Below are 19091 nucleotides of genomic sequence, written 5' to 3'. Positions count from 1 at the left end.
TGATCGTTCGAAAGAAAGCAGGCGCGGTTCGCGCCGCGCCTGCCTCTGTTGCTCACACGGAGTTCACTATGGCGGATAACCTCCTCCACGCCGCGCAGGATTTTCATCGCTTTGCGCATGCGTATCGCGAGCACTATCCCGATGATGTTTTGACGCTCTCGCAGCCACTGTCCGCCGACCAGGATGTTACGGCGATCGTCGCCGAACTCGCGGGACGCGGGCAGCATCCCATGCTGGTTTGCGAAAAGGTCAATGGGATCGCAACGCCTCTCGTCACGAATTTCTTTGCTTCGCGTACACGTATTGGGCGTCTGTTCAATGTCGACGCGGCCGGCCTGTTCGACGCATATCAACAACGCGCCAATGCGCCTGTCGCACCCGTGTTCGTTGCGAACGGCCCCGTACTGGATCAGGTGATTGAAGGCGACGCAGTAGATCTCGCACAATTGCCGATGATCCGCCACTTCGATACCGACCGTGGTCCATACATCACAAATGCGGTGATCGTCGCGGAAGATCCGGTCACCGGTGTGGCGAACCTCAGCTATCACCGCTCGATGCGTCACGCGAAAAACGCGCTGGCCACCAGCCTGCATTCACGCGGCCACCTCTGGCGCATGCTGCAAACCGCTCAGGCACGCGGCGACACGTTGAAAGTCGCGATGGTGATCGGCGCGCATCCGCTGTTCATGCTGGCCGCCGCCGCACGCGTGCCGTTCGGCACCGACGAACGCGCAATCGCAGGCGGTCTGTTCGGTGCGCCACTGGAACTGGTGCGCACGCCGCGCTACGGCATCGGCGTACCCGCTTCCGCCGAGTTCGTGCTGGAAGGCACGATCGATCCGTCCGCGCACGCCGAAGAAGGCCCGTTCGGCGAATTCACCGGCTATTCGTCGGACCGCTCGACGAACAACGTGCTGCGCCTCGACACGATGATGCGCCGTAACGATGCGTGGCTCGTCGATGTAGTCGGCGGTCCTTACGCGGAACATCTGACTTTAGCCCGCTTACCGCGTGAAGCGGAGATGAGCGAGAAGCTGAAGGCGCGCTTTCCGTCCGTCACAGCATTGCACTATCCCAACTCCGGCACCCACTTCCATTGCTACGTCGCGCTGAATCAGACGCGCGACGGCGAAGCACGCCAGATCATGCTCGCGCTGCTCGGCTGGGATCCCTACCTGAAGAACGTCGTCGCCGTGGATAGCGACATCGACATCACTAACGACTCGCAGGTGCTGTGGGCGATCGCCACGCATTTTCAGCCGCACCAGGACGTGTTTATCGTCGATGGTTTGCCGGGCAGTCCACTCGATCCTTCGTCGTCCGCGGCGGGCACCACGTCGCGTATGGGCATCGACGCGACGCGCGGCTCGCATTTCGACGGCATACGCGCACGGATCAGCGAACGCGCTTCGCAACAGGCCGTCGACATTCTGGCCCGCGCCGCCGGAGTACAGCGATGAGCGCGCGGCGACTCGTAGTCGGCATCAGCGGCGCATCCGGCTTTACGTATGGCGTGCGTCTGCTGCAATTGCTGCGTCAGCTCGATATCGAAACGCATCTGGCCGTCTCACGCAGCGCGCTGCTCACGATGACGCACGAAACCGACTACAAGTTCGCCGACGTCAGCGCGCTTGCGAGCGCCACCTATCGCTGCGACGACATGGCCGCGGCCATCTCCAGCGGCTCGTTCCGCTCGCTGGGCATGATCGTCGCGCCGTGTTCGATGAAGACGCTTGCCGAAATTGCCAGCGGCATGTCGTCGAACCTGATCTCACGCGCCGCCGATGTCACGTTGAAAGAGCGCCGCCCGCTGGTGCTGCTCGCGCGTGAAACGCCGTACACGCTGGCGCATCTGCGCAACATGATTGCCGTAACCGAAATGGGCGCGATCGTCGCGCCACCCGTGCCGGCGTTTTATGCGCGCCCCGCTTCACTCGACCAGATGATCGATCACACGCTTGGCCGTGTGCTCGATCTGTTTGGTCTCGAAGCGGGCACCGTCAAACGCTGGCGAGAAGTTCAAGCATAAGCACCGCATATCGCCTGATAGCCGAACCGCAGTACGAACGATGAAACGGAGACGAGCCATGAATCACATTCACACCACTCACAACGAAATCGAGAAAATCCCCGTCACGGTGCTGACCGGCTTTCTCGGCGCGGGCAAAACGACGCTGCTCAACTACATCCTGCGCGAGAAGCATGGCCGCAAGATCGCGGTGATTGAAAACGAATTCGGCGAAATCGGCATCGACGGTGGCCTAGTGCTCGAATCGACCGAAGAGATCTATGAAATGACGAATGGCTGCGTGTGCTGCGTCGGCGCGGTGCGCGAGGATCTGGTGAGGATCGTGCGCATGCTCGTGGAGCGGCCGGACCGGCTCGATCACATCATCGTCGAAACCAGCGGGCTCGCCGATCCGTATCCCGTCGCGCAGACGTTCTTTCTCGACGATCCCATTGCTAAACAAGTCACCCTCGATGCCGTCGTCACGATGGTGGATGCGAAGCATATCGCCGCGCATCTGGACGATCTGGTGCTCGACGGCAGCGACAACCAGGCCGTCGATCAGATCGTGTGCGCGGACCGGATCGTGATCAACAAGGTCGATCTGGTGAGACCAGACGATATCGCTTCGCTTACGCAACGCATTCGTGGACTCAATGCCACAGCGGAAATCGTCGAATCGAGCTACGCGCAGATCGACCTCGGCAAGATTCTTGGCGTAGGTGCAAACGAGTTCTCGCAGATCCTCGTCGAGACTGATGGCCTGCATGAAGACGAACACGCGCACGGTCACGAAGAACACGAACACGAACACGAACACGAGCATGCCCATCACGACGACGATCACGCCGATCACCAGCACGACGAAAGCGTTTCCTCGGTCGGGATCGAAGTCGATGCGGATATCGACCTCGACGCGCTGCAAGCATGGCTCGCCGAACTGCGTGACTCGGATGCCACGAACCTGTTCCGTATGAAGGGCATTCTCGCCGTGCAAGGCCAGTCGCATCGCTACGTGCTGCAAGGCGTGCACAACGTCATCGAACTGCGCGCGGCGCAAGTGTGGGGTAGTGAGCCGCGCTCGTGCCGCATCGTTTTCATCGGACGCGATCTCGATCGCGCCGCACTGACCGACCGCTTCCACGCCTGTCTGGCCGTGCCGGTTGCGGCCTGACGGGAGATCCGGTCGGCGCGCGTCGTAGTGCCGCGCGGCTAGGTCCGTGCGGCACGCTCCGATCGATAACCATAATTTGGAGACACGTCATGAACACCGCCATACACCCCGTCGATCGCATTCTGCCGAAGCGCCAGATGATCACGCTCGGCTTGCAGCACATGCTAGTGGCTTACATCGGCGCCATCGCGGTGCCGCTGATCGTCGCGTCGGCGCTGAAAATGTCGCCGGCCGACACCACCGTGCTCATCAGCACGGCGCTGTTTTGCTCGGGCATCTCGACGATTCTGCAAACCGTCGGCATCTGGAAGTTCGGTGTGCGTCTGCCGATTCTGCAGGGCGTCGCATTCAGCAGCGTCGGACCGGTCATTGCGATCGGCACGAGTCCGGGCGTCGGTTTCGCCGGCGTGTGCGGCGCGGTGATTGGCGCGGGTCTGTTCACGATGTTCGCCGCGCCGCTGGTCGGGCGCTTACGAAGGTTCTTCCCACCTGTAGTGACCGGCTGCATCGTGACCGTGATCGGCTTGCAGTTGTTTCCCGTCGCGTATCAATGGGCCGGTGGCGGCGAGGCCGCGCAACAACAGTTCGGCGCGCTGCCCTTCCTGAGCGTCACGCTGTTCGTCGCGCTGGTCATTCTCACGATCAACCGTTTTGCCAATGCGTTCCTGCGCAATCTGTCAGTGCTGATCGGTTTGATTGCCGGTGGCATTCTGGCGTGCTCGCTCGGCATGGGCAACTTCGCGAGCGTGGCGCAAGCGCCGTGGTTCACCATGCCGTTGCCGTTTCACTTCGGCACGCCCGTGTTTTCGCTGGTGCCGGTGTTGACGATGATCGTCGTGATGGTGGTGCAGATGGTCGAATCCATGGGCCTGTTCGTCGCGATCGGCGACATCGTCGATAAGGACGTGAGCGAGGAGGACGTGGTGCGCGGCATGCGCGCCAACGGTCTGGCGAGCGCGATTGCCGGCATGTTCGCGGCTTTTCCGTTCATCGCGTTCATGGAGAACGTCGGCCTCGTCATTCTGACCGGGGTGCGCAGCCGCTGGGTGGTGGCGATCAGCGGCGTGCTGATGTGCGTGGTGGCGCTGGTGCCGAAGATCGGCGCGGTGGTTGCGTCGACGCCTTCCGCCGCGCTCGGCGGCGCAGGTATCGCCATGTTCGGCGTTGTGGTCGCGGCCGGTGTGCAGACGCTGGCGAAAGTGGACTTCGAGCGCAATCGCTACAACGTGTTGATCGTCGGCTTTACGATCGCCACCGCGTTGATTCCGGTGATGGCGCCGCAAGTCTTCAAGCACATGCCCGACTGGACGCAACCGTTCCTGCACAGCGGCGTGGTGCTGGCGTGCCTCGTTTCCGTCGTGCTGAACGCGGTACTCAACGGCGCGCACGAAGAGGACGTCGTGCCGGCGCACAACATGGTCCGCGAATAAGCGGATGCTGCATGACGAGCGCGGCGGTCTTTGCAAAGACAGTCGCTTCGCAGTAACTGAAAGGATATCGAATCGTGAGCATGCAAACTGAACCGTTGCTGATCAAAAACCCTGTCGCGGTGATGAGCGGAATGACCGGCGAGCGCGCAAGGCTCGGCCAGGTCGATCTGCGGATTCGCAATGGCCGTATCGAAACCATCGCGCCGAATCTCGAACCGCGTGCCGACGAACGCGTAATCGACGCGCGTTCCTGCGTGGTGTATCCGGGCTGGGTGAACACGCATCATCATCTGTTCCAGAATCTGCTGAAGGCCGTGCCGTCCGGTATCAATGCGGATTTGCAGGAATGGCTGGCTGCCGTGCCGTATCCGCGTCTCGCGCGCTTTACGCCGGAGCTGGCGCGCGTTGCCGCTCGCCTGGGTCTTGCCGAGCTGCTGCTCTCCGGCGTGACGACGTGCGCCGATCATCACTATCTCTACCACGCGGACGGCACCACCGAAACCGGCGATCTGCTATTCGACGAAGCGGCCTCGTTCGGCATGCGCTTCGTGTTGTGCCGCGGCGGCGCATTGCAGGCGGCGGGGGATCATCCGGGGTTTTCCAAAGTCGCGCTCAAGCCTGAGACGCTCGATCAGATGCTCGCCGATATCGAACGTTTGAAATCGCGCTATCACGACGGTGGCGATGCCTCGATGCGTCGCGTCGTAGTCGCGCCGACCACGCCAACGTTTTCCCTGCCGCCCGAACTGTTGCCTGAAGTCGCGCGAGCGGCTCGGCGGATGGGTTTGAGGTTGCATACGCATCTGTCCGAGACGACCCGTTATGTCGATTTCTGCAAGGAGCGGTTCAACAAACTGCCGGTCGAGTTCGTCGCCGATCACGAGTGGCTCGGTCCGGATGTGTGGTTCGCGCATCTCGTGCATCTGCAAGCGAGCGAGATTGCGATGCTCGCTGAAACCGGCAGCGGATGCTCGCATTGCCCGGTCAGTAATGCGCGGTTGGGCAGCGGCATCGCGCCCGCACCGCAGATGGCGGCCGCGGGCGTGCCGATGTCGCTCGCCGTGGATGGCGTGGCGTCGAACGAATCCGGCAGCATGACCAACGAAGCGCATTTCGCATGGCTCGTGCATCGCGCGGCGCAGGGCGCGTCGGCGACCACCGTCGAAGAGACGATTCATTGGGGCAGCGCAGGTGGCGCGGGCGTGCTCGGGCTCGATGCGGTCGGCACGCTTGAGGTCGGCATGGCGGCGGACTTCGTGCTGTATGACGTCAGCGATCTGCGCTTCAACGGTTTCCACGATGTTGCCGTTGCGCCGGTGACGGCAGGCGAGCCGGCGCGCGTTCGTTATAACGTGGTGAACGGTCGCGTGGTGGTGGATAACGGCGTGATTCCCGGTCTCGATCTCGACGCGCTGCGTTACGAAGCGGCTGAGGGCGTGAAGCTGTTGCTCGCCGATTAAAGGAAAGGGGACGCTGCAAGATGCAAAGCAAACGAATCCGGCTCGATATTCTGACGCCGTCGTCGAACACCGCGCTCGAGCCGATGACGGCGGCGATGCTGAGCGAACTGCCGCACGTCAGCGCGCATTTTGCCCGCTTCACGGTGACAGAGATCGCGTTGTCCGAACAGGCGCTCGGCCAGTTCGACGTGAGCCGGATTCTGGCGGCCGCGCGCCAGCTGGCCGAAGCGCGAGTGGACGTGGAGCCGTTGGTGCGGTGGGGGCGGTTGTTATGGAACTGCGGTAAGTCCTTGCCTTTAAGGCATGACGCCGCGCCGTCCGCCATCGAATCGACCGGCCGGAGGGCGCGACTCGAAACACCCCCCGGCAACCGTCGCGTTAAACGTTTGGAGCCATCCCCGGCGGCTGCCCCGCCACCCTCAAATATTCGACTCCCTCGGCAAACGACAAATTCATTTGCCGCCCATCCCGCAGCCGAATACTAATCGTCCGATCCCGCTCATCGCGCGAGCCCACCACGACCAGAAGCGGCACCTGCTTCTCGCGCGCATCGAAGATCTTCTTCTCCAGCCGTTCGGGCCGGCTATCAAGGACCGCCCTGACACCCGCATCATCGAGCGCCTGCATGACCTCTTGCGCGTAAGCGCTATTCGCATCGCTAATCGTCGCGACCACGACCTGTTCAGGAGCCAGCCACACCGGCAACCATCCTTCGTGATGTTCGAGCAGCATCGCGATGAACCGCTCCATACTGCCGAGCACCGCGTGATGAATCATCACAGGCCGCTCACGCTCATTGCGCTCGTTGACGAACTCCGCGTCGAGCCGCTCGGGCAGCACGAAATCGAGCTGGATCGTGCCGCACTGCCAACTCCGCGCACGGCTGTCCTTCAGATGAAATTCGAGTTTCGGCCCGTAAAAAGCGCCCTCGCCTTCGAGCACGTCGAACTCAAGCCCGGCCGCACGCGCCGCGTTCGCCAACGCATCTTCCGCGCGATCCCACGTTTGATCGTCGCCCGCGCGCATAGCCGGCCGCGTCGCGAGCGCGACCTTGAACCCGGGAAAACCGAGATCCGCATGGACCGCACGCAGCAATGCACAGAAGCGGCCGACTTCCGCCTCGATATGAGCCTCCGTGCAGAACACATGCGCATCGTCTTGCACGAAAGCACGCGTGCGCTTCAGCCCTTCAAGCGAGCCCGACGGCTCATCGCGATGACACGCGCCGAACTCGCTGTACCGCACCGGCAACTCGCGATAAGACCGCACGCGCTGATTGAATACCTGCACATGACAGGGACAACTCATCGGCTTCAGACACAGCGCGCGGCCTTCTTCCGCATCGGCCAACGAATACATCGCCGCGCCGAATTTCTCCCAGTGCCCGCTCTTTTCCCACAGCGAGCGCGCCAGCAATTGCGGCGTGCGAATCTCGCGGAAACCCGCGCGACGCATGCGCGCACGCACATAATCTTCGAGCACGCGATACAGCTCCCAGCCGCGCGGATGCCAGAAAACCATGCCGGCGCCTTCTTCCTGTTGATGGAAGAGGTCGAGTTTGTTGCCGAGTACACGATGGTCGATATCGTTCACTGTCTTGCTCCATTGATCGGTTACCGCGAATGGATGCCGCAAACGGAGGTCCAGAAACGCCAAAGGCCCCGTCCGTTTCCGGCGAGGCCTTTGGTGGTTGCCACAGCGTCCTGCTTCTAGTGCGCGCAACCTCCAGACGACCCGCCTGTGAAGGTGGTCGTCGTGGTGGTGACGGCTGCGAAGGGAATCGAGTGGAAGTCCATGGATCGACGGTAAGCGATTTTGTGACGCGACGTCAATCGCATTCTTGTCGCGCTCTGGTCAGAACGGCATGTTAAACGCTACGATGCATGTCTGATCCGAAGCCCGTGCGTCTGCGCGAAACTTCGGTCTGCACCACTCAACCGATCAATCGAGCCTCTGACCTTGACTATCCATATCCGTCCCGCTCGCGCCGCCGACGCAGCGTTGATTCTTCGCTTCATCACCGAACTCGCTGTGTACGAAAAAGCGGAGCACGAAGTCGTCGCAACCGTCGAAGACATCGAAGCGAGCCTGTTTTCCGCCGCTTCCAGCGCGAAGGCGCTGATCTGCGAGATGAACGGCGAGCCCATCGGCTTTTGCGTCTACTTTTTTTCGTATTCCACCTGGCTCGGCCAGCAGGGGCTTTATCTGGAAGACCTGTACGTGTCGCCAGCATCGCGTGGCAGCGGCGCGGGCAAACAGATGTTGCGTCACCTTGCACGCATTGCCTGCGATACCGGTTGCGGCCGGTTCGAATGGAGCGTGCTCGACTGGAACGAGCCGGCCATCGGCTTCTACGAATCGATCGGCGCGAGCGCGCAAAGCGAATGGGTACGGTATCGGTTAGCGGGGGACGCGCTGAAGAAGTTTGCGGAGGGCGACGCGTGAGTGATTCGTTTATTCGTGCCGCAGGGATAGCGACTTGGCGGCGATACCCACTGTGATACGTGCCTTGTTTGTCTGCAGCAAAAACCGCCTGCGCAGTCCAACTGCTGAGCAAGTGTTCAGCAGTTGGCCCGACGTCGAGACCGACTCGGCGGGTCTCGGTGCAGATGCCGACGTGCCGCTTTCTCCCGAGCAGGTTCGCTGGGCCGACATCGTCTTCGTAATGGAAAAGGCGCATCGCGCGCGGCTGTCGGCAAAATTCCGTGCGTGCCTGAACGGCAAGAAAGTCGTATGTCTCGACATTTCCGACGACTACGCATTCATGCAGCCGGAACTCGTTGCACTACTGGAATTGAAGGTGGGCAAGTTCCTTCGAAGCAAGTAGTGGCGCGCACTGGGCCCTTCTCACTCACTGGCCCCGCCATTCGCCACGGCGTCTACCTCGAACGCATCGCCCGTGGCAAAGAACGTTCCGCCGGCCACGCGTAGATCCCGCATCAGATGAATGAGAGCGATTGTAGCGCCGGGGCTCGATGCGCGCTGCGCACGCCATGCCGAGCCGATCCAGGCGAGAATGCAAGACCGTCTCATCCGTTGGAGGAGCCGTGCATATCGTCTGCGTGCATACCGCTGACGGCAACGTCGCCGCGCTCGCGAACTGAAGCTCGAATGTTCACTGAATACATCGTCAAATGGGATTTGCAGCAGGACGGCGCGCCGATTCGCACACACAGCAGCCGGCTGCTGCCGGTGCGCCATCACGGCATTCCCGCGATGCTGAAAGTCGCGCAGGAACCCGAAGAGAAATTCGGCGCGCGGTTGATGGTGTGGTGGGACGGCGAAGGCGCGGCCCGCGTGCTCGCGCACGATGCCGACGCCCTGCTGCTCGAACGCGCGCAAAGCAGTCACGCGCTGGCGGACCTGGCACGCTCCGGCAATAGCGACGCCGACGACCACGCCACCCGCATTCTCTGCGCCACCGCCGCGCGGCTCCACGCGCCGCGAAACAAGCCACTGCCCAAATTGATCGATTTACCGCGCTGGTTCGCAAGCCTCTGGCCGGCCGCGCAAAAATACGGCGGCTGGTTGCAGGACAGCGCCACCGTCGCGCAAGTCCTGCTCGCCGCGCCGCAAGACCCTGTGGTGTTGCACGGCGACATCCATCACGGCAACGTGCTCGATTTCGGCCTACGCGGCTGGCTGGCGATCGACCCGAAAGGTCTCTACGGCGAACGCGGATTCGACTACGCAAACATTTTCTGCAATCCGGACGAGGCGTCGGCGTTGCGGCCGGGATGGTTCGAGCGTCGCGTCGAACGGGTCGCGCGGATGGCTGGACTCGATCGGCGCCGTCTGCTGCAGTGGATACTGGCGTGGTCCGGTTTGTCCGCGGCGTGGATTCTTGAGACGGGCGAGGCGCCCGGCATCGATATGGAGATCGGCAGGCTGGCTGCCGAGGCGCTCAAACGTTAAGGCGCTGAAGCGCGAGTAACGTCAGGCAAATCAGGGCGGCAACTCGTGAGCCGCCGCCCGGCGTGCATCAGTGCGGCGCTTTACCGTTGGGCACGGCGTCCAGTGGCTTGTGCTGTTCCTCGCCAAGCCCTGGGAAGAACGCGTTCCAGGCGGCGCGCACGCCTTGGGCCGCGGTGGCCTCGGCGGCGATCGATTCGGCTTCGCCTTCGCCGGCTGTCGATGGATCGGCGGACAAGCCGCGCCAGTGGGTGAACACGAGCAACGGTTTCTCGGTCCATACGCCGTCGCCAAACTTCGCAAAGGCCGTGTCCCCGCTCGTCAACTGCACCTCATACCAGCCTTCACGAACGGGCGTGTGGGCCTCAAGCTCAAACCACGGGGTCGGTTCGATTTCCTTCATGTCGTCTCCGGTCGGATAGATCATCATAGATAACCACAACAAAGGCTTTTTTCATGCCGGAGCCAGGCGACGGCCCGGTAAGCGCGCTGGCAGCACCGCGTGTCACGCGATGTTGCGGTGCGGCGCGGGCGGCATGAGCTGCGGGCGATTCGTCGATGTCGCACATTCCGAAGTCGCCGCGCATAACCGACACGATAGCGCGACATGGGCCACGCGGACAAACGCAAAAAGTTACGCGAGCGTCTTCGCGGCGGACGCGGCTGCCGGACGGCGCTTCGGCTTGCCGTCCAACTCGGCCGCGAGCCCAGCCAGCACACGGATTGCGGGCGCCAGTCGTTCGGCCGGCGTACTGCCGTAACCGATCACGAGCCCATTCGTTTCGGGGCGCGGCTGTAACGCGAAACCGGACAGCGCGCGCGGATTGAGCCCTTGGGCGAGCGCACGTTCGGCGAGCGTCCGATCATCGATGCGCGGCGGCAAACGCAGCGTCAGATGCATGCCGCAATTGCCGCCGAGAATCCGCGACGGCGCGAAATGCGTGGTCAGCGCGTCGCGCAACGCCTGCTGACGCTCGCGGTACAGACGCCGCATGCGCCCGAGATGCCGCCCGAACTCGCCGCTTTCGATGAAATGCGCGAGCGCCAGTTGTTCGAGCCGATGCCCGCCGCGCAGCATCTCCTGCACCGCGATGGCGGTGTGCGCGGCGATCGGGCGCGGCAGCACCACGAAACCGATGCGCAGGGCGGGGAACATCGTTTTGCTGAACGAGCCGACGTACAGCACGGGCGCGTCCTCGACCAGCCCTTGCATGCTGGCGATCGGCTCGCCGGTGTGGCGGAACTCGCCGTCGTAATCGTCTTCGATCAGCCACGCGCCGCTGCGGCGCGCTTGGGCGATCAGCTCCAGACGACGCGCCACGGACAGCACCGAACCGGTCGGATATTGATGCGCAGGCGACGTGTAGATCAGCTTCGGCGGCTGCGTGCGCCATGCGTCGGATGGCACCGCCATGCCTTCCGCGTCGACGGGTATTGGCAGCGTGGCCAGGTCGCCCAGATTGAACGCGGCCTTCGCGCCGCGATAGCCGGGGTCCTCGACCCACGCGACATCGCCCGGATTGGTGAAAAGGCGAACGCACAGGTTCAGCGCCTCTTGCGCGCCCTCCGTGATCACCACTTGCGAGCCTTCGCAGCGCACGCCGCGCGCCATGCGCAAATGTGCGGCGATGGCGTCGCGCAATGCCGGCTCGCCAGCAGGCGTGCCGTAGCCGAGCGCGAGGGGCAACGCGCGCTCCATGGAGCGTTCGAGCGCGCGCCGCCACGCGGCCGACGGGAAACGGTCCAGGGCGGGCGTGCCGGGTGTCAGAGGCAAGGTGTTGTCGGCGTGGGTGCGCGTGGCCGCGAACTGCCCGACGCGGGCCGCGTAGGCCACGTCCCGCGCGGCCGGCTGCGAGGGCGGTTCACCGCGTGCGGACGGGCTGGAGAGCGGGCTCACGCGCGTGCCCTTCTTGTCGGCAACCACATAACCCACTGCGGCCAGATGCTCGTACGCGATCACCACGGTGTTGCGCGACACGCCCATTTCCGCCGCGAGCAGGCGCGATGACGGCAGCAGCGATCCCGCCGGCAAACGGCCCGCGAGAATCGCCTGCTGCAGGCGCTCGAGCAATTGTTTTTGCAGCGGCTCGGGCTTTGCGCCGCCGCCGGCGAGCGCCGACGCAGCCGGACTGCTGAGCGGGCCAATGATCTCGATCATCGCAGCTGGACCTATCAAATGACGTTGTGTTGGATCTTTTTAACATACCACGTTTGCCGTATCGTTCTCTCATCATCGACGATCATTCGTAACCGACAGCAACCTTCAACCTTCCTGCATGGGATCAACGATATGGAATCCAGACGCAACGCATTCGACCAGCCGATCGGCGCCCCCGTGCCGGGTTGGAACGGCGCCCAGGCTCCTGGCCGCGAGCCGCTGGCAGGCCGCTATTGCCGGATCGAACCGGTGGACGTGGAACGTCACGCGGCGGACCTCTACGACGCGTACAGCTCGGCCACAGACGGCCGCGACTGGACCTATCTGAGCGTCGGTCCGTTCGAGAGCCTCGCCGCCTATCGCGAGCATCTGACGCGCGCCGCCGCGTCCGCCGATCCGCTGCACCACGCCGTGATCGATCTGGCGACCGGCAAAGCGGTCGGCACGCTGGCGCTGATGCGGATCGACCGCGCGAACGGCGTGATCGAAGTCGGCCATGTCACGTATTCGCCGCGCCTGAAGCGCACGCGCGTCGCCACCGAAGCGATGTTTCTGCTGATGACGCAGGTGTTCGACAAACTCGGCTATCGGCGCTTCGAATGGAAGTGCGATTCGTTGAACGAGCCGTCACGCGCGGCGGCGTTGCGCTACGGCTTCACGTTCGAGGGAATCTTCCGCCAGGCGATCGTGTATCGCGAACGCAATCGCGACACTGCATGGTTTTCGATCATCCACAGTGAATGGCCCGCGCTGCGTCCGAGTTATACGCGATGGCTCGATACCGGCAATTTCGATGCGCAAGGGCAGCAGGTCGAACGGCTGGTGGATCTAATCGCACGGCAGCGGGCGGCGGCGAGCCCCGACGCTCAGTGAGCCGGGCGTCGAGCCGGCCGGCATACAACGCTCGCTTGAGGTAATCGGCAACCGCGGCGCGCCGGCTCAAACCGTGTGGGCCGGCCGACGCAGCACGATGGTCGGCTTGCCTTTGTACGTGGTGCGAAGTTGCTCACGATACCCGCACTTATGAGCAACGCGCAGCGACGGCAGATTCTCCGGCGCGACGATGCAGGCTGTTTCGCCATCCGGCCACTGCTGGTCGGCCCACTCGAGCGCGGCGCGCACGGCTTCGGTCGCGTAGCCGCGGCCATGCACGGCCGGGTCCAGCGCCCAGCCGACTTCGGGCACCATCAATGACGGCTCGATCTCGCGATGGTAGTCGGCAAAGCCGACTTCGCCGAGAAACCGGCGGCTCTCCTTCTCCCGCACGACCCAATAGCCATAGTTCAGCATCGCCCAATGTCCGGCGTAGCGCAGCAGACGCGCCCAGACTTCTTCGCGCGTAAAGGGCTTGCCGCCGATATAGCGGATCACTTCGGGATCGGACCACATCGCGTAACTTTCGAGGAAATCGTCGCGCGTGTGGGGTCGCAGGGTGAGGCGGGGGGTGGTGAGGAGCGTGGGAGCAAGCGACATTGCGTAGGAGCGGATAGTGGATGGAGTGGCTCGGCAATCAGCGGCTCGATGATCGCAGATTTTTTGCGCGCCAGGGACATGGAAAAAATCCCGCCACGCGCGCGTGCCGCAAAGCTATGGCATGCGAAGAGACTTCGCCCTACACTCGCCGGGTATGCCCGTACATCCTTGCCACGCTCACCACCGCACCGTCGATGAAACTCCGCCTGCGCTACCTCACCGCGCTGATCGTGAACGTCGCCTTGCCCGTGCTCGCCTACCGGCTTGCGTTCCCGCACTGGGGCCAGCTTGGCGCGCTGGCCGCGTCGGCGCTGCCGCTGATTGCGTGGATGAGTTGGGACCTTTTGCGCTATCGCCATTTCGACGCGCTCAGCGCGCAAGTGCTGGTCGGCATCGTGCTCTCGCTGCTCGCACTCAGCATCGGCTTTGGCGGCAATAAGCGAATGCGCGAGATCGCAGATCCGATGGTCTCCGGCATGATCGGCGTGTCGTTCCTGCTGTCGCTCGCGCTGCCCAAGCCGCTGGTGTTTTACCTCGCCCGCTCGACCATGTCGCGTGAGGATCATCGCAGCGTCGAGAGCTTCGAAAGGCATTGGCGCGAACGTCCCTCGCTCGTCGCGTACATCCGCTTGATGACGCTCGTGTGGGGCATCGGCATGACGGGCGAGAATATCTTGCGCAGTCTGATCGTCTGGCAATGGCCCGACGATCCGCGCTCGGTCATCGCCTCCAACGTGCTGAGGTACGGCGTCTATGCCGGCCTGACGGCCTGGACCTTCTGGTGCCGCCGGCTCATCAAGCGAGATGCGCTGCGTTATCCGGACGACACCGTGGACCCGGCAAGGACAAACCACCTCGCCAGTTCATAGGCCCGGCTCTCACGCCAGTTCGAGAAAGCGCGCCAGACACGGATTGCGATTCGCCGCCGGGCACGCCAACACCTGGTCGATCAGCGGCGCATCGACTAGCGGCCGGAACACCACGCCCGCGAGTTGCACGCAGCGCAGGGAAGCCGGCATCAGCGTCACGCCCACCCCTTCGTCGACCAGACTCAGCACCGCCTGTTGCAACTGCATTTCTAAACGTATGTCGGGCTCGAAGCCGCCCGAGCGGCAATGCTCAAGGATCGCCGCGCGCAATGTCGGCGCGACTTCTTCGGACGCGAGCACGAACAGCTCACCGGCCAGTCGCGCGATCTTCAGACGCCGCGCGCGAGACCGCGGATGAAAACAGGATTTGATTGTATCGCCGCTAACCACTACGCTGGCGAATCGCCATTCTTCCCCCATCTTTGCGCGTCGATGTTAGCCACCCTCGAAATCCTGCTTCCCGTCTTCGGCCTGATTTTCGCGGGTTTCGCCTGCCGCCGGCGCAACGTGCTCGGACCCAACTCGGCGTCGGAGCTGAATCGCTTCGTGGTCTGGCTGGCGTTGCCGGCGCTGCTGTTCGACATCATGGCGCACGCCACGTGGCAGCAGCTCTATCAACCGGCGTTCGTCGCCACATTTTCGATTGCGTGCGTCAGCGTGTTCGTGTTGATTCTGGCGATGCGGTTGATGACCGGCCGGCATCTCGCCGATGCGAGCGTCGACGCGATCGCGGCTTCCTATCCGAACACCGGCTACATCGGCTTCCCGCTCGGCATGATCGCGTTCGGCTCGGCGAGCCTGACGCCGACCACGATCGCCACGATCCTCGTCGCCTGCGTGCTGTTCGCGGTTGCAATCGTGCTGATCGAAGTGGGTCTGCAGACCGAGCGCACGCCGCATAAGCTGGGTTTGAAAGTGCTGCGCTCTCTCGCGCGCAATCCGCTGATCGTGTCGCCGATTGCGGGGGTGCTGTTTGCCAGCCTCCATGTCGCGTTGCCGGCCAGCGCGGAGACCTTCCTGAAACTGCTGGGCGGCGCGGCGAGTCCGTGCGCGCTGGTGAGCCTCGGCCTGTTTCTCGCCGAAAAGCGCCCATCCGACGCTGGCGCACGAGGCATTTCCTGGCTGCTGACGGGCGTCAAGCTGCTCGTGCAGCCGGCGCTGACCTGGTGGCTGGCGGCGCGCGTGTTCGGACTCTCGTCCACGTTGGTCGAAATGGCGGTCATCCTCGCCGCGTTGCCCACCGGCACCGGCCCATTCATGCTCGCCGAGTTCTACGAACGTGAAGCGCACATCACCTCGCAAACGATCTTGCTGTCGACCGTGGGCTCGATCGTGACCCTCTCGCTGCTGCTGTTGTTGATGGGTCATCGCACCTGAGCGCATCCAGGCGAATCCCGAACGGCCGACCGGCACGCAAGCTGCACAGACCCGCGCCTCGCGCTATGCTTCGCGAACGAATGGCCCCGGTCCGCGACCTTCGCCGGCAATGCGCGAAGCCTGAACCGAGCCGCCGTGCCCGAAGTCCGCGACGACGCCCACGCCGACGCCCATTCGCTCGCGCGGCACTATCCACTCCGATTCTCGACAGTCTTTGTCTCAACGCCTGAGTGCCGGTCACCCAGACTAACGTTTAATCTACTGCGCAACGCAGCCCGGAATCCAATCGGAGCGACATACGATGAAAGCCATCCAGTTCAAATCTTTTGGCGGCCCTGAAGTGCTCGACTACATCGATCTGCCGACCCCGCAAGCCGATGCCAACAACCTCGTCGTGCAGATCAAGGCGGCATCCGTGAATCCGAGCGACGTCAAGAACGTCTCCGGGCATTTCGAACACACGGTGCTGCCGCGCACGCCGGGCCGCGACTTTAGCGGCGTGGTGGTGGACGGCCCGCAGGCCTGGCTCGGTGCTGAAGTGTGGGGCACCGGCGGCGACATCGGCTTCACGCGCGATGGCACTCACGCCGAATTCATCAAGGTGCCGCTCGCGGCACTCGCACGCAAACCCAAAACGCTGAACCATGCCGAAGCCTCCGCGATCGGCGTGAACTTCGTGGTCGCCTGGCTCGGCACGGTCGAGTACGCGCGCCTGCAAGCGGGCGAAACTATCGCTGTGATCGGCGCGGGTGGCGGCGTGGGCGGCGCGGTGGTGCAGATCGCCAAGGCGCACGGCGCCCGCGTGATCGCCGTCGACCGTCATCCGCTCGACGCGGACACGCCGGCGGGTCGCCTGATCGACGACTATGTCCCGTTCGATGAAAACGTCACGGATCGCTTGAGAGCGCTCACCGACGGCGCGGGTGTGAACGTGGTGTACGACACAGTCGGCGGTGTGGCGTTCGAGACCGCGTTGAGCCTCGTCAAACGTCGTGGCCGCGTGCTCGAAATCAGCGGCACGGGCAAGCGCCGCGTCGAATTCGATCTGATCGACTTCTATCACAACGAGACGCAATTGCTGGGAGTGGACAGCGCGAAGCTCGGCGTCGCGGAATCGGCGCCGTTGATGACGGCGCTGGTGGAGGGCTTCGAAACCGGCAAGCTGACCGGGCCGGCCATCGCGCAGACCTTCCCGCTCGAACGCGCTCGCGAAGCCTACGAGGCCGTGGCCGCCGGCACGCGCGGCCGGGTCGTCATCACCATGTAATCGCCATTGCGGCCGGCGGGCGTGGCGACCCGCCTCTCATCTGGATACGACAGTCACGAAAGCGCATTTGATCTCGCTGGCTGCCGGCGTGCTGGTCGGCCGCCTCTACAGCGTGATGGACGCGAAGTCGCCCGCGCCGCCGACCGTCGCGCGGGTCGGACTGCCCGGCATGTCCGGCGGCGAAACATATGATCCCGTTGGTGCGGCCATAGCAGGCGTCGAGCATGCATTGACACGCATCTTGCCGGCGCGCTTCTCCCGGGCTGAATCGCGCGGAGTCGTCGAATAAAACGCCGACACGGCCCCGCTTCTCAAAGGCACCTTTTCCGTCACCCTGCGTCACACGCTAAGATTGAGCCCGACGGGGCCGTACGTCGCCCGCAGATGACAGGAAAAGCTTTGCCTCGGAGAATCAGATGCCTGAAGAATATGAAGTGCATGGTCCGCACGACCATGCCGTGGAACATGCCGGTCATCACGACGCGGATCCGTTTGCGAGCCGCATGGCCGTGATCACCGCCATTCTCGCGACGATCGGCGCGCTGTGCGCGTACCAGAGCGGCAACAGCGAAAATCTCGCGCTGTACTACAAGAACGAAGCCGCGATCAAAAAGACCGAAGCGTCGAACCAGTGGAACTACTACCAGGCGAAGGGCGAGAAGGAAAATCTCGCCGACCTCGGCGCGGCGCTGTCCGCCGGCAACACGGACGCGCATGCGAAATTCCTCGCCGACGTCGACAAATACAAGCAGCAGAAAGAGCCGATCCGCGCGAAGGCCGAAGCGCTCGAAAAGGAAGTCGTCGATAACGACACGCACAGCGAAGCGTTGCTGCATGGCCATCATCGCTGGGCACAAGCCACCACGCTGATTCAGGTGGCGATCGCCCTGTGCGCGATCACGTTGCTGACGCGCAAGAAATGGCTGCGCAATCTCTCGTTCGTGGTGGCGGGCGCGGGCGTGATCACCGGCGCGTTGGCGCTTTTCTCGGCTTGATGGGCGAAGCGCCGTGCGGCGATAGTGCGCCGCACGGCGCGAATGAAGGCGTGCAGCGTGGTTGATGGATCCGCGGTTCCAGGCGTTTTCTCTGTATAGGCGGCCGGCGTGGTGATTCCCGGCCCGAACTTCGTTGCGTCGCGCATGGGTATTAAAGAGATACCCACGGCGTGGCTTCATGACATAAATTGAGGAGGACGTACCATACGCGCGTCTGCGGCGAACACTGCAAGCGGTGCGATCTGTCATGGAGGTTCCGCTGTGAGAGAAACAACTGGTCCGTCAGGCGAGGTGACAGCCGATCTCGAGGAAAGCATTCTTCTGCCGCAGCTCGGCTGTCCTGCGGGCAAGATCGGCGTAGCGGTCGGCGCTATGCTGGAGCGATCGAATCACGCCGTCATCATGACGTCATTCGATCTGCTCGACCTGCACGCGAACGAGCGAGTGCTCGAAGTCGGCCTCGGCAACGGCGGCCACATCGCCTTCGTGCTCGATCAAGCCGAGAGACTGCGCTTCACCGGCATCGATATATCGCCGACCATGATCGCCGCCGCTCGCAGCCGCAACGCGGCTTTTGTGCGCGACGGCCGGGTCAGGCTCGAAACCGCCGACGTCGTTGCCATGCCGTTCTCCACCGCCTCGTTTGACAAAGCGGTGGCGAGCAACAGCACGTATTTCTGGCCAGACCTGCAGGCCGGCCTCAAGGAAATTCGCCGCGTGTTACGTGTGGAGGGCACGCTGGTCATCGCGGCCATCACACCAGAGGCGGCAATTGAAATGCCATTTGCCGAGTACGGTTTCACCGTGCACGACGCAGCAGCACTCGAAGCCGCCTGCCTGGCCGCGGGATTCGATCGGATCGGCATTACCCGCTACCTCGAACCGCTCAGCGATCCGCCGCAAGAGCGTGGCCCGCGCGCGTTTTATCTGCTGCGGGCATGCGCCGTCTGACACGAGGGCGTACG

19 protein-coding genes and 2 pseudogenes are annotated in these 19091 nt (G+C 63.4%); 16 read left to right on the top strand and 5 right to left on the bottom strand.

All coding sequences use genetic code 11. From position 1 onward, the window contains the following. Positions 1 to 68 precede the first annotated feature (68 nt). The 6 genes and pseudogenes from B0G81_RS03220 to B0G81_RS03195 all read left to right on the top strand — a co-directional run. Positions 69 to 1463 (top strand): UbiD family decarboxylase, encoded by a 1395-nt coding sequence (locus B0G81_RS03220; protein WP_134133500.1) that lies wholly within the window; start codon positions 69 to 71, stop codon positions 1461 to 1463. Beyond that, the gene (locus B0G81_RS03215) at positions 1460 to 2032 is read left to right on the top strand and encodes a UbiX family flavin prenyltransferase (protein WP_134133499.1); all 573 of its coding nucleotides are present in this window, start codon (positions 1460 to 1462) and stop codon (positions 2030 to 2032) included. The genes B0G81_RS03220 and B0G81_RS03215 overlap by 4 nt, the downstream gene beginning before the upstream one ends. A 58-nt stretch (positions 2033 to 2090) precedes the next feature. Further along, positions 2091 to 3185, top strand: a complete 1095-nt coding sequence (locus B0G81_RS03210) for a GTP-binding protein (RefSeq protein ID WP_134133498.1) — start codon at positions 2091 to 2093, stop codon at positions 3183 to 3185. Between the two features lie 89 nt (positions 3186 to 3274). Beyond that, the gene (locus B0G81_RS03205; protein ID WP_134133497.1) at positions 3275 to 4615 is read left to right on the top strand and encodes a nucleobase:cation symporter-2 family protein; all 1341 of its coding nucleotides are present in this window, start codon (positions 3275 to 3277) and stop codon (positions 4613 to 4615) included. Between the two features lie 74 nt (positions 4616 to 4689). Then, positions 4690 to 6075 carry an amidohydrolase family protein gene (locus B0G81_RS03200; RefSeq protein ID WP_134133496.1) on the top strand — a complete coding sequence of 462 codons (1386 nt, stop codon included), beginning with the start codon at positions 4690 to 4692 and terminating at the stop codon, positions 6073 to 6075. Positions 6076 to 6095: 20 nt separating this feature from the next. Next, positions 6096 to 6317, top strand: a pseudogene (locus B0G81_RS03195) (Asp/Glu/hydantoin racemase); the annotation flags it as partial. A gap of 136 nt (positions 6318 to 6453) precedes the next feature. On the opposite strand, the gene thrS reads toward B0G81_RS03195, so the two are convergent. Beyond that, a complete protein-coding gene (thrS, locus tag B0G81_RS03190; protein ID WP_134133495.1) occupies positions 6454 to 7668 on the bottom strand; it encodes a threonine--tRNA ligase in 1215 nt (404 codons plus the stop codon). A gap of 366 nt (positions 7669 to 8034) precedes the next feature. Here thrS and B0G81_RS03185 point away from each other — a divergent pair, with 366 nt between their 5' ends. From B0G81_RS03185 to B0G81_RS03170, 3 genes are all read left to right on the top strand, one after another. Then, positions 8035 to 8520, top strand: coding sequence for a GNAT family N-acetyltransferase (locus B0G81_RS03185; RefSeq protein WP_134133494.1), 486 nt, complete (start codon positions 8035 to 8037; stop codon positions 8518 to 8520). Between the two features lie 52 nt (positions 8521 to 8572). Further along, complete coding sequence (locus B0G81_RS03180; protein ID WP_134133493.1) at positions 8573 to 8902, top strand: low molecular weight protein tyrosine phosphatase family protein; 330 nt, start codon at positions 8573 to 8575, stop codon at positions 8900 to 8902. A 284-nt stretch (positions 8903 to 9186) separates the two neighbouring features. Next, positions 9187 to 9990: an aminoglycoside phosphotransferase family protein gene (locus B0G81_RS03170; RefSeq protein WP_134133492.1), complete on the top strand. Its 804-nt coding sequence runs from the start codon at positions 9187 to 9189 to the stop codon at positions 9988 to 9990. A 67-nt stretch (positions 9991 to 10057) separates the two neighbouring features. Here the strand turns inward: B0G81_RS03170 and B0G81_RS03165 are convergent, their stop codons facing one another. Both B0G81_RS03165 and B0G81_RS03160 read right to left on the bottom strand, forming a co-directional pair. After that, positions 10058 to 10390: a hypothetical protein gene (locus B0G81_RS03165; RefSeq protein ID WP_012428912.1), complete on the bottom strand. Its 333-nt coding sequence runs from the start codon at positions 10388 to 10390 to the stop codon at positions 10058 to 10060. 231 nt (positions 10391 to 10621) lie between these two features. Beyond that, positions 10622 to 12145 carry a PLP-dependent aminotransferase family protein gene (locus tag B0G81_RS03160; protein ID WP_134133491.1) on the bottom strand — a complete coding sequence of 508 codons (1524 nt, stop codon included), beginning with the start codon at positions 12143 to 12145 and terminating at the stop codon, positions 10622 to 10624. Positions 12146 to 12277: 132 nt separating this feature from the next. Between B0G81_RS03160 and B0G81_RS03155 the strand changes: the two genes are divergently transcribed. Then, complete coding sequence (locus tag B0G81_RS03155; protein ID WP_134133490.1) at positions 12278 to 13018, top strand: GNAT family protein; 741 nt, start codon at positions 12278 to 12280, stop codon at positions 13016 to 13018. A 66-nt stretch (positions 13019 to 13084) separates the two neighbouring features. Here the strand turns inward: B0G81_RS03155 and B0G81_RS03150 are convergent, their stop codons facing one another. Then, complete coding sequence (locus B0G81_RS03150) at positions 13085 to 13618, bottom strand: GNAT family N-acetyltransferase (RefSeq protein ID WP_134133489.1); 534 nt, start codon at positions 13616 to 13618, stop codon at positions 13085 to 13087. Positions 13619 to 13812: 194 nt separating this feature from the next. Here B0G81_RS03150 and B0G81_RS03145 point away from each other — a divergent pair, with 194 nt between their 5' ends. Next, positions 13813 to 14487 (top strand): VC0807 family protein, encoded by a 675-nt coding sequence (locus B0G81_RS03145; RefSeq protein ID WP_134133488.1) that lies wholly within the window; start codon positions 13813 to 13815, stop codon positions 14485 to 14487. Between the two features lie 9 nt (positions 14488 to 14496). Here the strand turns inward: B0G81_RS03145 and B0G81_RS03140 are convergent. Beyond that, positions 14497 to 14844: pseudogene (locus tag B0G81_RS03140) on the bottom strand (LysR family substrate-binding domain-containing protein); the annotation flags it as partial. 75 nt (positions 14845 to 14919) lie between these two features. Between B0G81_RS03140 and B0G81_RS03135 the strand changes: the two are divergent. The 5 genes from B0G81_RS03135 to B0G81_RS03115 all read left to right on the top strand — a co-directional run bounded on the left by B0G81_RS03135 (position 14920) and on the right by B0G81_RS03115 (position 19077). After that, complete coding sequence (locus B0G81_RS03135; RefSeq protein WP_134133487.1) at positions 14920 to 15864, top strand: AEC family transporter; 945 nt, start codon at positions 14920 to 14922, stop codon at positions 15862 to 15864. Positions 15865 to 16165: 301 nt separating this feature from the next. Next, complete coding sequence (locus B0G81_RS03130; protein ID WP_134133486.1) at positions 16166 to 17131, top strand: zinc-binding alcohol dehydrogenase family protein; 966 nt, start codon at positions 16166 to 16168, stop codon at positions 17129 to 17131. 67 nt (positions 17132 to 17198) lie between these two features. Then, positions 17199 to 17420 carry a DUF1427 family protein gene (locus B0G81_RS03125; RefSeq protein ID WP_243856341.1) on the top strand — a complete coding sequence of 74 codons (222 nt, stop codon included), beginning with the start codon at positions 17199 to 17201 and terminating at the stop codon, positions 17418 to 17420. A 127-nt stretch (positions 17421 to 17547) separates the two neighbouring features. Beyond that, positions 17548 to 18126 (top strand): DUF4337 domain-containing protein, encoded by a 579-nt coding sequence (locus B0G81_RS03120; RefSeq protein WP_116122850.1) that lies wholly within the window; start codon positions 17548 to 17550, stop codon positions 18124 to 18126. Positions 18127 to 18387: 261 nt separating this feature from the next. Further along, positions 18388 to 19077, top strand: a complete 690-nt coding sequence (locus B0G81_RS03115; RefSeq protein ID WP_134133485.1) for a class I SAM-dependent methyltransferase — start codon at positions 18388 to 18390, stop codon at positions 19075 to 19077. Positions 19078 to 19091 lie beyond the last annotated feature (14 nt).

It is taken from the genome of Paraburkholderia sp. BL6665CI2N2 (assembly GCF_004366535.1).
GTDB lineage: Bacteria > Pseudomonadota > Gammaproteobacteria > Burkholderiales > Burkholderiaceae > Paraburkholderia.
This window is presented reverse-complemented; position numbering and strand designations above follow the sequence as displayed.

Coding starts and splice junctions, on each gene's coding strand:
- B0G81_RS03155 (WP_134133490.1), top strand. CDS start 12,278: ATGGAATCCAGACGCAACGCATTCGACCAGCCGATCGGCGCCCCCGTG.
- B0G81_RS03170 (WP_134133492.1), top strand. CDS start 9,187: ATGTTCACTGAATACATCGTCAAATGGGATTTGCAGCAGGACGGCGCG.
- B0G81_RS03220 (WP_134133500.1), top strand. CDS start 69: ATGGCGGATAACCTCCTCCACGCCGCGCAGGATTTTCATCGCTTTGCG.
- B0G81_RS03135 (WP_134133487.1), top strand. CDS start 14,920: ATGTTAGCCACCCTCGAAATCCTGCTTCCCGTCTTCGGCCTGATTTTC.
- B0G81_RS03160 (WP_134133491.1), bottom strand. CDS start 12,145: ATGATCGAGATCATTGGCCCGCTCAGCAGTCCGGCTGCGTCGGCGCTC.
- B0G81_RS03130 (WP_134133486.1), top strand. CDS start 16,166: ATGAAAGCCATCCAGTTCAAATCTTTTGGCGGCCCTGAAGTGCTCGAC.
- B0G81_RS03120 (WP_116122850.1), top strand. CDS start 17,548: ATGCCTGAAGAATATGAAGTGCATGGTCCGCACGACCATGCCGTGGAA.
- B0G81_RS03150 (WP_134133489.1), bottom strand. CDS start 13,618: ATGTCGCTTGCTCCCACGCTCCTCACCACCCCCCGCCTCACCCTGCGA.
- B0G81_RS03205 (WP_134133497.1), top strand. CDS start 3,275: ATGAACACCGCCATACACCCCGTCGATCGCATTCTGCCGAAGCGCCAG.
- B0G81_RS03165 (WP_012428912.1), bottom strand. CDS start 10,390: ATGAAGGAAATCGAACCGACCCCGTGGTTTGAGCTTGAGGCCCACACG.
- B0G81_RS03145 (WP_134133488.1), top strand. CDS start 13,813: ATGAAACTCCGCCTGCGCTACCTCACCGCGCTGATCGTGAACGTCGCC.
- B0G81_RS03210 (WP_134133498.1), top strand. CDS start 2,091: ATGAATCACATTCACACCACTCACAACGAAATCGAGAAAATCCCCGTC.
- B0G81_RS03215 (WP_134133499.1), top strand. CDS start 1,460: ATGAGCGCGCGGCGACTCGTAGTCGGCATCAGCGGCGCATCCGGCTTT.